Source organism: Cupriavidus sp. GW821-FHT02F09 (assembly GCF_059421605.1).
In genome coordinates, this window is the sequence record NZ_JBWKVH010000001.1 from 453,135 (window position 1) to 468,469 (window position 15,335).

10 protein-coding genes are annotated in these 15,335 nt (G+C 62.1%); all 10 read right to left on the bottom strand.

Annotated elements, in window-relative coordinates:
• Nucleotides 1-107: 107 nt before the first annotated feature.
• Nucleotides 108-2,108, bottom strand: a complete 2,001-nt coding sequence (locus AC07XB_RS02285; protein WP_492827089.1) for a two-partner secretion domain-containing protein — start codon at nucleotides 2,106-2,108, stop codon at nucleotides 108-110.
• A gap of 473 nt (nucleotides 2,109-2,581) precedes the next feature.
• A complete protein-coding gene (locus AC07XB_RS02290; RefSeq protein WP_492827087.1) occupies nucleotides 2,582-4,267 on the bottom strand; it encodes a ShlB/FhaC/HecB family hemolysin secretion/activation protein in 1,686 nt (561 codons plus the stop codon).
• A gap of 343 nt (nucleotides 4,268-4,610) precedes the next feature.
• Nucleotides 4,611-5,585, bottom strand: coding sequence for a fimbrial protein (locus AC07XB_RS02295; RefSeq protein WP_492827085.1), 975 nt, complete (start codon nucleotides 5,583-5,585; stop codon nucleotides 4,611-4,613).
• 441 nt (nucleotides 5,586-6,026) lie between these two features.
• Complete coding sequence (locus tag AC07XB_RS02300) at nucleotides 6,027-7,025, bottom strand: fimbrial protein (RefSeq protein ID WP_492827083.1); 999 nt, start codon at nucleotides 7,023-7,025, stop codon at nucleotides 6,027-6,029.
• A gap of 255 nt (nucleotides 7,026-7,280) precedes the next feature.
• Nucleotides 7,281-7,628 carry a hypothetical protein gene (locus AC07XB_RS02305; protein ID WP_492827081.1) on the bottom strand — a complete coding sequence of 116 codons (348 nt, stop codon included), beginning with the start codon at nucleotides 7,626-7,628 and terminating at the stop codon, nucleotides 7,281-7,283.
• Nucleotides 7,629-7,715: 87 nt separating this feature from the next.
• The gene (locus tag AC07XB_RS02310) at nucleotides 7,716-8,753 is read right to left on the bottom strand and encodes a fimbrial protein (protein ID WP_492827079.1); all 1,038 of its coding nucleotides are present in this window, start codon (nucleotides 8,751-8,753) and stop codon (nucleotides 7,716-7,718) included.
• Between the two features lie 84 nt (nucleotides 8,754-8,837).
• Nucleotides 8,838-9,323: a fimbrial protein gene (locus tag AC07XB_RS02315; protein ID WP_492827077.1), complete on the bottom strand. Its 486-nt coding sequence runs from the start codon at nucleotides 9,321-9,323 to the stop codon at nucleotides 8,838-8,840.
• A gap of 667 nt (nucleotides 9,324-9,990) precedes the next feature.
• The gene (locus AC07XB_RS02320) at nucleotides 9,991-11,103 is read right to left on the bottom strand and encodes a fimbrial protein (RefSeq protein ID WP_492827075.1); all 1,113 of its coding nucleotides are present in this window, start codon (nucleotides 11,101-11,103) and stop codon (nucleotides 9,991-9,993) included.
• 82 nt (nucleotides 11,104-11,185) lie between these two features.
• Complete coding sequence (locus AC07XB_RS02325; RefSeq protein ID WP_493688023.1) at nucleotides 11,186-12,247, bottom strand: fimbrial protein; 1,062 nt, start codon at nucleotides 12,245-12,247, stop codon at nucleotides 11,186-11,188.
• 306 nt (nucleotides 12,248-12,553) lie between these two features.
• Entirely contained in the window at nucleotides 12,554-15,178 is a 2,625-nt protein-coding gene (locus tag AC07XB_RS02330; protein ID WP_492827070.1) for a fimbria/pilus outer membrane usher protein, read from the bottom strand.
• Between the last annotated feature and the right edge of the window lie 157 nt (nucleotides 15,179-15,335).

Below are 15,335 nucleotides of genomic sequence, written 5' to 3' on the forward strand. Positions count from 1 at the left end.
ATGATGGACTGCGGAATCAAGATGGCGGCGAAAGGCGGGCGCCAGAACGGCGCCCGCCTCTCCTTCTCTCATCCGCGCCGCGTTATGCGACGGATGTCTTCAGCAGGTTAGTACCAGCGCGTATTCCAGCTGATGGGCGTCGCTTGCCACCAGGGGTTGGCTACGGGCACCTGCACGGTCCAGGTCTGCTGCACGGGCCAGGCCTGCTGTGCGGGCCAGACCTGCTGTACAGGCCAGACCTGCTGCGCCTGCCAGACTTGCTGCCCGGGCCAGACCTGCGCGGGCTTGGCTTGCTGCACGGGCTTGGCCGGCTCAACGGGCTTGGCTTGCTCAACCGGCTTGGTCGGCTCAACGGGCTTGGCCTGCTCCACCGGCTTGGTCGGCGCTACGGGCTTGGCCTGCTCCACCGGCTTGGTCGGCTCAACGGGCTTAGCCTGCTCCACCGGCTTGGTCGGCGCCACGGGCTTGGCCGGCTCCACGGGCTTGACCTGCGCCACCAGCGGGGCCTGCTCAATGGTCCCGGAGTTGGAGTAGATCATCGACTGCACCTTCACCTTGCCCTCTTTGGCGGACAAGCGGTTCACGTTGGTGAACGTGAGGCTGGAGAAGTCGAGGTTGCCGTGCTCGCTGGACAGCGTGCCTTCGTTCCTGGCGGTCGTTGTATTGACCGAAAGATTCTGGCTCGCGGTGATCTTGCCGGAGTTCGTGAACGTCGTCGCCTTCACCTTGGTGGTGCCAGTCGCGCTGGCGAGCGTACCGTTGTTACTGGTGGCTACGGCATCCACGTTGAGGTTGCCGGCGTTGGAACGGATCACGCCATCGTTAGTCAGGGTGGCGGCCTTGACCGAAAGGTCCCGCTCCGATTCCATCGTGCCGTCAGCGCCATTGGTCATGGTGGAAGTATCGGCCGTCAGCGTGCCGCTGGCCTTGATGGTCTTCGTGTTGCGCAGCGTGGCCGTGTTCAGCTTGATGTCACCGTCCGACGTGATAGTCCCGTCATTGATCAGCACCGCCGACTTGAACGAGACGCCGGATTTGCCGCTGATCGCGCCGGCATTGTCCACGCTGTTCGAACGGATATCGGTGGCGCCCGCCGCCAGCAGTTGCGCGCCGGCCCGTACGCTGATCTTGTCCTCGGTGGCCTTCCCGGCGACGACGAAGCCAGGGGCGACTTCGGCGCTGGCCGTTTCGCCGCCAGCCTTGTCGTCGCTGGCCTTCCCACCGCCCTGATCCGCCGTGGTGATGACCAGGCCGGTCTTCTCGATCTTCAGGTCGCCGGTGAGCGCCTGCACCTTGCCTGCGATGTTCACGCCGGCGCCACCTTCGGTGCTGCGCAGCGAAATGGCGTTCGCGTACATGCCGCCGAGCGCGGCCACGTCGATGGCGTGCACCGGCACGTGATCGGTCCCCTTGGTTTGCTCGGCATCGATACGGTCGCCGTCATAGGCGATATCGTTGCGGCCCGCCACGGCGCGGATCAGGTCCTTGGCACGGACCGCCGCGTCGATCTTCATGGAACGCGACAGCAGGTCGACCTTGTCCACCGTGCTGGCATCGAACCCCCTGCCGGTGATGGCGATGTCGCCGCCGGCCACCGTGAAGCCGGACACGGAGCCGCCGCTGGTGAGCGTCGGCGTGCCCGTGGTCAGCGTGACGCGCGAAGCGTTCAGCACGCTGCCGCCATCGACGGAGATGCCGTTCGGGTTGGCGACGATCAGCGCGGCGCGCTGCCCGGCGATTTCCGTCGTGCCGTTGAGCATGGTGCGGGAATTGCCGACCACCTCGTTCAGGATGACGCCGGCGGCGCCATTGGCGAGCGCGGCATTGCCCGCGACATTGCCGCCGATCTGCGTGGCAGCGCCGTTGGCGCTGTTGTTGAGCACCAGGCCATTGGCGCCCACGTTGTAGTTCTGGAACTGGTTGTGCGATACGCCGGCGGCGTTCGGCGCGTTGATCTGCACGAGCGGCACGCCATTGGCGGTCGCGCCGATAGCAGGGCCGCCAGGCGCCGCGCTGATCTGCGCGGATGCCATGGAGGCGTGAAGCGCTGGGAGGGCCAGCAACAGGGCGCTCAGCAAGGTGCTGCAGCGGGGCTGGCGGGCAATCATGGATGTCTTTTTCATCATTTGGACCATGGTAAGTAAAGTGAGAGACGGCAGGCCGCCGGCATACGGAGATCTGTGCCGATTTGGGGGCGGGCATGCCGGGTCAGGGTGTTGGAGATTCAGTAATGGCTGTGGTTGGCTTCCTCCTTCAGGTTGTGGATCAAGGCAATTTCCGTTCATCCGGCTTTGGTGTGGGTACTGCATGCGGGCTGGAGTTGCCGGAAGAAAAACGCTGGTTTGCTCCCCTCTCCCATGAAGTGGGAGAGGGGCCGGGGGAGAGGGCGGGCGCTCGCTCGAAGTGAAACGCCTCGCTCTTGCGCAGGCCCGCCCTCTCCCCCAACCCCTCTCCCGCACGGCGGGAGAGGGGAGCTACGGCGGCGCGGGATTCAGCCCGGCGGTGAATCGACTCACACGACACACGACTAACAACACACGACTAACAACACACAAAACCCGACACCCCGACGAACCCAATGTCAGAGCTTCATCGATAGCTGCACGGCCACCGTTACCCGCGCGGCCTCGAACCCGGCCGGCTTGGCCACCGGCATGCCGACCGACACGTCGTAGCCAACCTTGCCGTACTCGCCCCGCACCCCGAGCGCCGCGCCAACCAGCGTTCGCCCGGCGAGTTCGCGTGTCACGCTGCCACCCACGGCGCCCGCGTCGGCCGCCACATAGGCTTCCTGTCCGGTGTTCCCGATCGCCACCGCGACTTCATTGCGCAGCACCCATCCGCTTTGTCCCACCAAAGTGCGCGAGCCATCGAAGCCGCGCACGCTGTACCGGCTGCCGATCGAAAGCATCTCGGTTGCTGGAATCGCATTCGGCGCCGCCTGCGCATTCATGCTGGCGCGATAGCCAAAGCGTTGCCGCCCGACGGAGAAGGGCGCGTCGACGCTCGCGTTGGCGCTGAGGATGCTGTAGCGGCCACTCCATTGCGTTCTGCCGCTCACATAGCCGCTGTTGGCCGACCACGCGGGAATGCTCCCGCGCAGGCCGAGCCCGCCGGTGAACGTCATGCGGCGCGTGCGTTGATAGTGGGCGTAGCTGAGGGTGTAGCCGGTGATGTCGCGCGTCTGCACGCCGATCGGCCAATCGCTGAGCCGGACGTCGTCCGAGCGCCGCGACAGCTTGGCGCGCACCGTGCCCTTCATGGTGCCGGTACGGTAAGCCACGTGGCTGGCACCCACCTCGAACGTGCGCGTGCGGCCCGTGTAGGGCAGGTTGCCGGCGGTGGTGGCGATCGTCTGCAGGAAGTCATACTGGTTCGCACCCAGCCAGAAGGAGCCATAGCCATACGGCACCGTCCATTGCAGGCCCATCGCGCGCGATCCGACGCTACGGTTGCCGAAGTGCGCGTCATTGTTGTAGGTGGCGATGAGCTGGTCGTACAGTCCCAGGGGGGAATCCACCACCAGGACGCCGCCAAGCTGGTTCTTGCCGGTCGCGTCGATGCCCGAGTTGTCGGCGGTGACGATGGCCCGCCAGCGGCGCACCTCGGGCGCATGGTGAATGGCGAGATCGGTCTGGCCAAATTCCTTGCCCGGCTCCAGCACCATCCGTACCGATGCGTCGCCGGCCACGGTGCGGATGTTTTCCAGTGTCTGGTCGAGATCGCGCAGATTGAGCACGTCGCCTTCGGCCATCGGCATCGCCATCTGGCGGCGGCCCGGCGCGTCGCCGGTCTCGGCGATGCTGCCGATGCGCCCTGGCACAAGCTCGATCTCCAGCTTGCCGGCGCGCAAGTCTTGCTGGCCGATGAGCACTTGCGTGGTGACGTAGCCGCGCTCGATGAGCAGGTAGCGCAGATGGTCGCGCAGGCGGGTGATGCCCTCGGAACCGATGCACACGTCCTGCACCTGCACGGCGCGCACCAGCCATGCGAACGCCTCGGCGTTCTTCCACTCAAGGCGCGAGATAGCGAAGCACGGCGACTCGGCGGGAAAGACGAGTGTCGCGTGCGGGGACGCTTCGCTGCCCGACAGCACCGGCGCCGCGGGCGAGGCGCGCGTCAGCGCCTCGTCAACCTGCTGCGCCTGGCGGCGTGTCGTTTCGGTGGTCTCGGCGGCCGCATGCGGTGTCAGTGACTGTGCGGTGGCCGCGGGGGCCCGAAGCAGGAGCAGCGCAACTGCGCCGCCGATAATACGGATGGATTTCATGTTGCCCATGCTGCGCGCGTTGCCTGGAACACAGGCGCAGGTTTGTTGCAAAAACGCTAGCCCGCCAATGCCTGAGCCGCTTGATGGGCCAGGGTGGCAGTCGCTGTGTGTTGCGTTTGGTGTCTTGTGTCGCGCGTGCGTGTCGTGCATCGCGCGTCGCTGCTGTCGTTAGCGAAGTAACAGGATTCTGAGTGTGATTCTGAGTGTCTTGGGCAGGGAAGACAATCGGACAAGTTTGAAAATGCGGCGGAATGTGCAAGAAAACCCGGCGCGGCAGCCGATGCGGCACGGGCGGACTCGATCGCGCCTTCAAATAGCGGCATGCGGAGTGGACAGTGCGCGTTTACTGGTAATCCACCAGCACGGACATCATGCCGGAAATCGTGCCGGGCGTGACCGTTGCTTCGGTTTGAATGTAGCGCGCGTTCATCGGGATCGTGTACGAGCCGCCGGTCGAGCTGTTATAGGCGCTGAGCGCGAACCGTTGATTGAACGTCGCGGGCGTGCCGTTCGTGCCAGTGATCTGGATCGCCACGCCCTTCGCCGTCGATCCGCCGGCGACCGGCAGCGCGCCGGCGAGGGCGGGCAGCGGGCCTCCAATCGGGGTGAGCATGTAACCTACGCGCGCGAAGCCGGGCGGGCAGTTGTTGAAGCGAAGGTCGAACCCCTTCGTGCCCGACTGGTCGCCGGTCGATCCCACGCCCTTGAACTTGTACAAGACCATGGAGGGCAGCGCGACGCTTTGATCCGGCGTCGCGCAGGTGCCGTTGACCAGCCTGACGGTGGCCGCCAGCCTGATTGCGAGACCATCGCTCGTCGGAGTGCAGTTGGTGCTGCCGCGCAAGCACACATAGTAATAGGCCGGGTCGCTGCTCATGCCCGCGAGGCTGCCGGCCGACAACGGGCGGCTGTCGCGCAGCAGTTGCACTTCGAGTGGCGAATTGACGATGAGGAAGTTGCTACCGCTGCTGGAGAATGCGGTGACGGGCTGGCCGTTGACCAGCAGGCGAGTCGAGATGCCCGATACGTTGGTCGTGACTAGCGGTCCGGATGCAGTGGCAGACCCGCCATCCGGAAAAAGGGCTACCCTGGAAACCTCGCACGACGATGCTGCGCGGCAGAGTTGACTCAACGGAATCGTATAGCGACTGATGACGGTGCCTGTTGGCAAGCTGTTCGGCAGGTTAAGCGTGGATCCGAACGCAGTGACAATGGTGAGCGCGAGTGCTTTCGGCGAAATCGATGCGACAACGGCAAGAACGATTGCCGGGATCAGTCGCGCAGCGAGACCGCGCAGGATTTGATGAAACTGTTGCATAGCAGAAATTTTCCTTGCCCCTTCCGTAAACGAGGGAAACCGTTATTGCCCCATTTTTCGGATCATGCATGGCGTGGCCGGGACGCACGGGCTTGATCTCGGATGCTATCGGGATTGCAGGCCATTTAAAATCGGACGAGTACTAAAACGCGTGCTGCTGACGTGAATACGCTGCGTCCTGATACGGTCGCCGTCATAGGCGAAAGGCGCGAGATATCGAAGCACGGCGACTCGGCGGGAAAGGCGAGTGTCTCGTGCGGGGACGCTTCGCTGCCCGACAGCACCGGCGCCGCGGACGAGGCGCGCGTCAGCGCCTCGTCAACCTGCCGCGCCTGGCGGCGTGTCATTTCGGTGGTCTCGGCGGCCGCATGCGGTGTCAGTGACTGTGCGGTATGCCCGTCGCCGCGACGGCATGCGGCATGCCGCGCGGGCAGCGCGCGCTTACTGGTAATCCACCAGCACGGACATCATGCCGGAAATCGTGCCGGGCGTGACCGTTGCTTCGGTTTGAATGTAGCGCGCGTTCATCGGGATCGTGTACGAGCCGCCGGTCGAGCTGTTATAGGCGCTGAGCGCAAACCGTTGATTGAACGTCGCGGGCGTGCCGTTCGTGCCAGTGATCTGGATCGCCACGCCCTTCGCAGTCGAGCCGCCGGCGACCGGCAGCGCGCCGGCGAGGGCGGGCAGCGGGCCTCCGATCGGGGTGAGCGTGTAACCGACGCGCGCGAAGCCGGGCGGGCAGTTGTTGAAGCGAAGGTCGAACCCCTTCGTGCCCGACTGGTCGCCGGTCGATCCCACGCCCTTGAACTTGTACAAGACCATGGAGGACAGCGCGACGCTTTGATCCGGCGCCGAGCAGGTGCCGTTGACCAGCCTGACGGTGGCCGCCAGAGCGATCGCGAGACCGGTATCGTAAGAGGTGCAGATTTTGCCAGTGGTTGACCAATCATGACGCAGGCACACATAGAAATAGGACGGATTGCCGCCTTGCTGGCCCGCCAGGCTGCCGGCCAACAGCGGGCGGCTGTCGCGCACCAGTTGCACTTCGAGTGGCGAATTGACCATGAGATCGTTGGCAGAACTGGCGTTGACGTTGAACCCGGTGACGGGCTGGCCGTTGACCAGCAGCTGAGTCGAGATGCCCGATACGTTGGTCTGGATTAGCGGTCCGGGGTTGGTTGCACCCCCGCCGTTCGGCCAGAGCGATATCGAATCAACCTTGCACGGCACCTGGCTGCAGAGTTGACTCAGCGGAATCGTGTAGCGACTGACCACGGTGCCTGCTGGCAAGCTGTTCGGCAGATTGAGCGTTGTTCCGAACGCCGTCATCTGAGAGAGCGTAGCCGCCGCTTTCGGCGAAATCGACACGAAAACGACAAGAACGATTGCCGGGATCAGTCGCGCAGCGAGACCGCGCAGGATTTGATGAAACTGTTGCATAGCAGATATTTTCCTTGCCCCTTCTGTAAACGAGGGAAACTGTTGTGCTCCCATTTTTCGGATCATGCATTGCGTGGACGGGACGCACGCGCTTGATCTCGGATGCTATCGGGATTGCAGGCCATTTAAAATTGGACGCGTACTAAAACGCGTGCCGCCGACGTGAATACGCTGCGTCCTTGGCGTGTCGAGGGCAAGATGCTCCCGATCGATGACCCGCCGCGCCTGCCAGCCGGGCCCATGTGCGATCAACCGTCAGCGAGGCAGCGGGCCAGTGTGATTGAGCTGGCGATAGGCAAATTGCAGGCTCCAGGGCGCGTAGACGTAGTGCAGCGCTCGCCCCACGGCGGTGCCGGCGGCTTGCCGGCGGCCTCCGTCGCGCACCCTGTCGCCCGACGCGTTGCCCAACTCCAGTGTGACCAGGACCAACAGCGCCGCCTTGATGTCGGAGTAGCGGTCGCGTGGCAGGAGCCTGGCCACGATGTTCCGGGCCATGTCCTGCTTCTGCGGCGGCAGGCTTGCCAGGGACGCGGTCGCCAGCGCGCAGTATCCGCTGCCCTTCGAGGCAAGCTGCCATAACTGCCATGAGTTCGAAGAGCGCATCTGAAAGTCCTTAAGTCGTTGTGAAGTTGTTGCGAACCGGAAATCGAAAATCGGGAGGGCCCGGCAGCGTGGCCGCTTGCCGCGCGATTACTGGTAGCTCATCGTGAACGTGGCGTAGCCCTTTGCCTCGCCGGGTGTCACGGTAGAGGCGGTCTGGATGTAGCGCGCCTTGAACGGGATCGTCACCGGCACATTGCCGAACTGCCCGATGAACCACTGGTTCGGATTGTTGCTCTGTGAGGAATCGGGGCCATAACTGACCAGGCTGTTATCGGTGCCGCGCAGTACCTGAATGCCGACGCCCGTTGCCTTGGAGTCACGCGACAGGGACAGCAGGTTGCTTCGGTTCGACCAGTTGATGCCGTCCGTCATCGTGAAATACATGCGCGTGGACGTTCCCTGCGTGCCCCCTGAGCACTGCAGCCGAATCTCGAACGGCTGCGCGTCGGTGGTCGTGCCGACGCCCTTGAACGCGCGGATCGGAATCTGGCCGAGCGGCACCGAGATGGACGGCGTCATCACCCTGCATGCGGGGACCTGCGGCCTGATGGGGAGCGAACCGTTGATGAAGACACGCCGGATGACGAAGCCGTGATCGACCGCGGTAGTCGTGCCGATTTCGCCCGACAGTGACCCGCCCGCCGTGATCGGGCCGGTCTTGACCAGTTCCACCTTGAAATCCCCGCCTCCCACGTAGTAGCCCGCCTCCTTTGCAACATTGGTCTGTTGCGGCCACCATCCGGTCCATCCTCCGTCAATGCGCACACCGATCCCGGAAATGCCGGTGGCATAGGTATTAAAGGCCCCTGGAGGCCCTTTTCCCTCGTATTTGACCGTGCCAATCAGGGATGTGCAGGTAAGGTCGCCACTGGGCCCGGTTGCCGTCCCCTTTTCTGAAAAAAGAACCGTGCCGTCTGGAACCGTGGGGTCAAACGAGGAGGGCGACCAGGCGGGGAGCCTGACCTCGAGATACTCGACGGGTCCGACGCCGTCCCTGGCGATGATCGAGCAGCCCGCCAGTGCCTCCGAGACAGGAAGGGCAAACGCTGCGGTGCAGCCAATTCCAAGTATTGCCCGGCGACACCGCACGGCGCTTTTCTGAACAACGCGATGCTTTCGTGGCATCTTGATTCTCCTTATGACGTTTTGCTAACGGTCAGCCGGGAGGGCGGCCGGGCATGGCATGAAGTGCGAGGCAATCGGCTGGCGCTACTGGTACGAAAACGTAATCGTGCTGCGCGCGCTGACCGAGCCAGGCTTGATGACCGGAAGGGTCTTCACATACTTGGCAACCATGGGAATGGTGAAGGTGCTGCCCGAAGCCGATGCGTTGCCGACCAGCCATTGGTTGGTGTTTCCCTTTTTCGACGAATCCGGACCGAACAACAGTGGCGTTGTCTTGCCCGACCGAAACATCTGAATGCCCACGCCGGATGCGGTGGAATTGCCGGCCAACGTCAGCGTATTGCTGGTATTGGTGGGATCCGAGGCATCGGTGACCGTCGCGTACAACCCCAGGTCGGCGTCGCATTTCACCGCGATGGAGAAAGAGGCGGAAGCATCCGATACCGCGCCGACCGTTTTCAGGCTATGTGCCAGCAAGGTGGGCATCGTGACAGCGTTGTTCGCGCCGGAGGTCACCGTGCACGCCCGTGCCGTCACCGTAATATTCAGAGGCCCCAACAGTGCGTACATTGGAGGGCTGAAATCGACTTCGACCCCTCTGTTCGTCCCCTGCAAGCTCGCTATCCTTTGCGTCGGCGTGCTGAAGGAGCCGGTAACAAGCGGCCCGGTCATAACCAGGTACACCCTGTGAATGGGACTCGTACCCGACTCTGGGATGAGTAGCGTCGTTCCCGGGCCTATAGCTCTCTGCTCGGAGACGGACCCAAAATTGTCCCGGCCCCCATCCATTACGTAGCCGATGCCGGGAATTCCCGTTTCATAAACAGGATAGGTGAGCCCCCCGTTTCGGAACGTAACGCCGGGGACCAAGATTCCCAAGGGGGTCGACGTTAGCGTATCTACGACACAACCGTTGAAGTAGCCAGAAACCTTGGCCCCAATCTTACTTGACGGAAGCTGAGTCCCCGGGATGGTGGCATCTCGTGAAGTACTAATGGAACTGGGATAGGAGGGGTTGATGGGGAATCCCGTATTGGTGGTCTTGCAGACCGCATGCGCAGCGTTTGGCAAGAACGTCGCACCTAGCGTCAGCGTGCCAAGGCATGCCATCAAATACCGACGCAGGATCGGTGTATTGATATGTTTATTGACATAACTGGTAAGAGATTTCATTGATGTTCCAACCTGATATGTTTTTTATTTTCAAAATTTCGTATTTAATTTTTTCGCGCTGGCGCTACTGGTACGAGAACGTAATCGTGCTGAGCGCACTCACGGTACCCGGCTTGATCGTCTCTTCCGTCTTGATATAGCGCGCTTCGAAGGGCACCTTGATGACACTAGCGGATGTCCCGGATTTACCGACAAGCCACTGATTGGTATTGCCTTTGACCGATGAATCCGGCCCAAAATTCAATGGACTGGTCGTGCCTTGCTTCATGATTTGAATACCCAAGCCAGATGCTGTCGAATTCTTTGCCAGGCTAAGGACATTGCCGGTATTCGCGGGATTGGTCGCATCCGTCAACGTTGCATAGACACTGAGGTTCGCGTCGCATTGGAGTCCCAACGAAAACGGCGTCGATTTGGCGGCAGAGACATCGCCTACCGCTTTCAGGCTATACGTCACCAACTGCGGCATAACGACCGTGTTGGTCGCGCCGGACGTGATCGTGCATGTTCTTGCCGTAACGGCAATGCTCAATGCGGCCAGACTTGCCGCCTGCCTATTCGACACGACAGCTCCACCCAGCGTGGCGATGATGGTCAGGATGTTTTTGGCCGGGGCACTATAGGTTCCCGTTTCGATAGCACCCGTTACGACGAGAGTCACCCGGTGGTGGTAACCCCAAGCGCCAGAGCCGGGGGGGCCGGGTGGAAGCACAGTTGGCCCAGCCCCAATAGGGTCATAAGGCGTGTTGGCATTTGCCGTTTCCAGTGCATAACCTATTCCGGGAATTCCGGTTTCAAATACAGCAGCGCTGCCCCTCTCGGCCTTAAACGTCAAACCCGGAACTACTTTCCCGAGCGGCGTTACGATGATTTCATCGAAATTGCAATCGCTGGTTCTGCTGACACTGTGACGGGCGTATCCGGCAGTCGATGACGGAAACTGAATCCCCGAGGCCACCGAATCTCGAACAGTGCTGAGCGAGGGCGGAAGTTTTGCCGATGCCTGACTGGTCGGTGTAGTGGTCGTACAAGCAGCAAACGCTGATTCAGAAAAAAACATGACGCCCAGGATTAGAGCGCGCGAAGTCATTTTAAATAGCATAATAAATCCCTTTGCCAGATGCGCGGTGGATCCACCAAAGTATTCCAATGCCAGCCGAACATCGGAATACGCCATCGGGTGCATGTTTCCATCTCACCGTGCGGGCCGCCTGTGCGGCCGAAAAATCCATCGCATCTCTTTCGAAATCTGATTTGCACTACTGGTACGAGAACGTAATCGTGCTGCGCGCGCTGACCGAGCCAGGCTTGATGACCGGAAGGGTCTTCACATATTTGGCAACGATGGGAACGTTGAGGGTGCCGCCCGACGCCGACGAGCTGCCGACATACCACTGGTTGGTGTTTCCCTTCGCCGATGAATCCGGGCCGAACCCCAGCGCTGTCGTTTCACCCGGCCGGAACATTTGAATGCCCACGCCGGTCGCGGTGGAATTGCCGGATAACGTCAGTGTATTGCTGGTATTGGCCGGATTCGCCGCGTCCGTGAGTGTTGCGTGTAGGCCCACATTGGGATCGCAATTCACCGTGATGGAGAAGGACGCCGATGCATCCGACACCGCGCCGACCGACCTCAGGCTATGGGAAACCAAGGTGGGCAACGTGACGGCATTGGTCGCCCCCGACGTCACCTTGCATCCCCGCGTTGTCACCTGGATCGTCCCTGGGGCTCGAAAAGCGATGTTATCTTCAGTGTACGGTTTACCGTTTTGATCCCTCGGTCTCATGATGGCGATCTCCTGAGACGGAATGGTGTAACTGCCAGCGGCAAGACGTCCTGAAATAACCAGGATTATCCGATGCTCAAACGCCATGTTATTCCCTGGCCCGTTATATACCACCGTTGAGCCGGGACCAACCGGAACCCACGCTGAAGAGGCAGGAGGAGTTGGGGTAGCGCGGGTTGCACGCGCGCCAAGGACATAACCGATTCCCGGTACGCCCGTTGCAAAGATGGGGTAAGTCTGGCCGTTCTCCGTATAGGTCACCCCGCTGACCACTTTTCCAAGCGGGTCAAATGTTACGGTTTGGATTGATCTAGCTGGAGTACACCAGTCGTAAAAGTAATTGCCACTCTTTGCTGTAACGGGCGACGATGATGGCAGAATGGTCCCCGGGCGGTAAGCGTCCGCCGCAGTGCTAAGACTGCTCGGTACAGTTAGCACCGCAAAGCCAGTACCACCCGAAGAGCATAACTGCGCGTGGACCGCTGCCGGCAAGACAAGCAGCAGCGGCAGAAGCCATTTGAACAGTCTCTTCATGTACGATCCAGCGAGGCTCGTCTTGGTATCCGGATAGCGCATTCTGTTTCCCCTGCATGTCTTTCATGTCGTAATTGTTCATCGCTGTTCCAACATGCTATGTTGTTTGTATTTCGCAATTTATTTTTTAATTGCCAATATAGTTTTTTCGCGCTGCATCAAATGAAGATGCGGCCCAGCGAGGCCAATTCCACCAACTCATCAGGGTCGATATCGTATGTCTTTGAAGATTGATGGATCCCTAAGATCTCGCTGCGCGCGTAGCCCCCCACATCGCGCAGCGTCCTGCTCGTCCGAACCGCCTTCTTAGCGATTCGGCCGGTTCACCGCATAGGACGGCCTTTCTGCTCCGTCCGCGCAAGCCGCATCGATGCGCTGCAGCGGCTGCAGCCCCTTCTCCTTCTTCCGCTCCGGCAGCTTGTAGGGGACATGGCACACCGCCGATTTGTCCTTGCCCCATTTGACGGTCAGCTCGCCCTGCGACTCCAGGCCGCGCGCGAAGATCTTGCCCATCTGGCCGACCGAGCCGACCTCTTTGCCTTGCTCGTTGAGCACGGTGGCGCCAAAGGGCAGCGGCGAGCCGTCCGGCCGCCGGGACCGGATCAGGGCGGAACGCCCGGACTCCGTGGCGAATTTCAGCAGCGGGACGGATCCCGCCAGCGGCGCCACGCGCTGGCTGGTCTCCTTGAGCTCGACATCGGTCGACAAGCCCTTCGGATCCAGCTCGATCATGTTCATATTGAACGGCGTGAGGTACGGCACGATGGCGTAGCCCCGGCTGTCCACCCGCACGCCCGACGCATTGGTCACGCGCGCACCGGCCGCTTCCGGCGCTTCGACGATCGCGAACGTCTCCGACAGCGGCTGCGACAGCGTGATCCCGCCGCTATGCGCGACCATGGCGCCGCGCGCCGACACGGAGGCCTGCTGGTAATCCGCGCCGCCGCTGACACTGGCGCTGAGCTCGGCGACCGGCGCGCGATACATCACGTTGGCGCCGCCATTGGTCGTCGAGCTGCCGTCTCCGGACGCGTGATTGGCGTTCAGGCCGTAGGAGAAATTGTTGTCCAGGCCGGCCGAACCGGAGAGCGACGATTGCAGCTGGGTTTTCCCGTTGCTGTCGTGCACCATGTTGCCCGACACCGTCACGGGGGTCTTGCGGCCCAGCGGAATCGTCACGCCGACGTAGTACTGCGTGCTCATGCCGCCGTTCGGGCTGCGCTGGCGTGTCGCCGAAACGCTGTAGGAAATATTCTTGTAGGCATTGCTGTAGCCCACCGAATAATTCACGTCCGAACCGCTGCGGTTCCAGTACGTTGCCGTGGAGGCGGTCGCGCTGAGGTTGCCGCCGCGCTCGCCCAGGCGCTGGTTGAGCGTCAGCGATGCACGATTGCGCTGCCGCCATACCGTGTCGATCGAGTTGCCGCGTTCGGCCTGCTCGCGTGCGAGCATGGCGTCATTGAGGCCGAAGTACCCGGCTGTCGAATAGCGGTAAGCCGCAATCGAAACGTTGGTGCCGGTCTGCACCACGTTCTTCGCATAGCTCACCCGCACGCTGGAGCCGTCGAACCGCTTCACGCCCGGGATCAAGGTGCGTGCCTGCGTGATGTCGGCGCCCATGGCGCCGAACGAGGTGTTCAGCACGCCGCCGCCCATCACGGACACGTAGCCTTCGGCCACGGTGATGCCGCCATAGCCGGTCAGCAGGTTGGTGAAGCCGCGCTGCCAGGTGGCCTGGGTGAAGAGGGGATTCTTCGAGCTCTGCTGGTTGCGCACCGTTCCCGCCACCACGCTGTAGCGGTTGGTGCCGGGGCGCAGCGACAGCGGCACGGCCGCATACGGCACGGAGAACGAATGCACGATGCCGTCCGCTTCCGTGACGGAAACGTTCAGGTCGCCGCCGTACCCGGTGGGGTAAAGATCGTCGATTTCGAACGCGCCCGGTGCCACCGTGGTTTCGTAGAGCTTGACGCCGTTCTGCGAAATCGTGACCTTTGCATTGCTCTTGGCCACGCCGCGCACCACCGGCGCGTAGCCGCGCAACGAATCCGGCAGCATCCGGTCGTCCGTGTAGACGCGCACCCCGCGGAACTGGGTGGAATCGAACAGCTCGCCCGAAGTATAGGATTCGCCGATGACGAGTTGCGACGACAGCGACGGCAGGCTCCGCTGCACATAGGTTGCAACGTTCTGGTACTTTTGCCGTCCTTTGTCATCCCAGTTGTACGACCCGTCGTGACGGAAATGCCAGGCCCCCAGGTTGAAACCCGTGTTCAGGCCGAGATATCCCTGTGTCTGGGTGCTGCTGCCCTGGTTCTTGGTGCTGTAGACGTTGAGGTTGTAGCCGAGCATCCCGACGGGGACGCCCTGATCCCATTGATCCGGGCTCACGTACCCGCGCGGGTTACGCACGAGCGAAACCTGCGGAATGCTGAGCGTGAGCCGTTGTTCGCTGAAATCGAAGCTGCTGCTCGCGTCCGCAATGGCTTGCCCGAGACGAACGCAGGCACCGGGCTCGGCGAGCGAGACCTTCACATGGTGAGGCAGCTTGGCGAGATTGACACCGGCCTGCTTCAGCAGCGCTTCGCTGAAGCAGGGCTGGGCATCCGCCGTGCCGGGCACGGCCTTGAACGGCACGCTGGCGCGCCCGGCCCAGTTCTGCTCGACATAAAGGTCGACGCTGTACGTGCCAGGCTGGACCACGTTGGCGCGCTGGAACTTCGACAGGTCAACGGTGCCGGCGCTGTTGTTGAGAAAGCCGCCCTCGAACTCGACCTGCGCGACATGCAGCGGCTCCGGCGCCTCCGGTGTTCCGCCGTCCGCGTGCGCATTGGTCTGCCAGCCGGCCAGGCTGGTCAGCAGCAATGCGCATATTGGCCGCAGCTGCGGCATGTGACCAATATCGGAATTCGGACGCTGAATCGGCGGCATACAAAACACTCCGGGAGTGAGACTTCAGGCGATCATGGATCGGACCACGACATCGAATCTGGGGTCCGATCTTGCCGCCCGACATGCGTACGTGGCGCACGGGCGCGCAACGCTGACTTTGATGAGAGATTTCTGTGCCCCAAGCAGTGGAGCGGGT

What these genes read in the sequence shown, in the direction of transcription:
- AC07XB_RS02285 (WP_492827089.1), bottom strand. Translation starts at nt 2,108, where the DNA reads ATGATTGCCCGCCAGCCCCGCTGCAGCACCTTGCTGAGCGCCCTGTTG.
- AC07XB_RS02290 (WP_492827087.1), bottom strand. Translation starts at nt 4,267, where the DNA reads ATGAAATCCATCCGTATTATCGGCGGCGCAGTTGCGCTGCTCCTGCTT.
- AC07XB_RS02295 (WP_492827085.1), bottom strand. Translation starts at nt 5,585, where the DNA reads ATGCAACAGTTTCATCAAATCCTGCGCGGTCTCGCTGCGCGACTGATC.
- AC07XB_RS02300 (WP_492827083.1), bottom strand. Translation starts at nt 7,025, where the DNA reads ATGCAACAGTTTCATCAAATCCTGCGCGGTCTCGCTGCGCGACTGATC.
- AC07XB_RS02305 (WP_492827081.1), bottom strand. Translation starts at nt 7,628, where the DNA reads ATGCGCTCTTCGAACTCATGGCAGTTATGGCAGCTTGCCTCGAAGGGC.
- AC07XB_RS02310 (WP_492827079.1), bottom strand. Translation starts at nt 8,753, where the DNA reads ATGCCACGAAAGCATCGCGTTGTTCAGAAAAGCGCCGTGCGGTGTCGC.
- AC07XB_RS02315 (WP_492827077.1), bottom strand. Translation starts at nt 9,323, where the DNA reads ATGTACGCACTGTTGGGGCCTCTGAATATTACGGTGACGGCACGGGCG.
- AC07XB_RS02320 (WP_492827075.1), bottom strand. Translation starts at nt 11,103, where the DNA reads ATGGCGTATTCCGATGTTCGGCTGGCATTGGAATACTTTGGTGGATCC.
- AC07XB_RS02325 (WP_493688023.1), bottom strand. Translation starts at nt 12,247, where the DNA reads ATGAAGAGACTGTTCAAATGGCTTCTGCCGCTGCTGCTTGTCTTGCCG.
- AC07XB_RS02330 (WP_492827070.1), bottom strand. Translation starts at nt 15,178, where the DNA reads ATGCCGCCGATTCAGCGTCCGAATTCCGATATTGGTCACATGCCGCAG.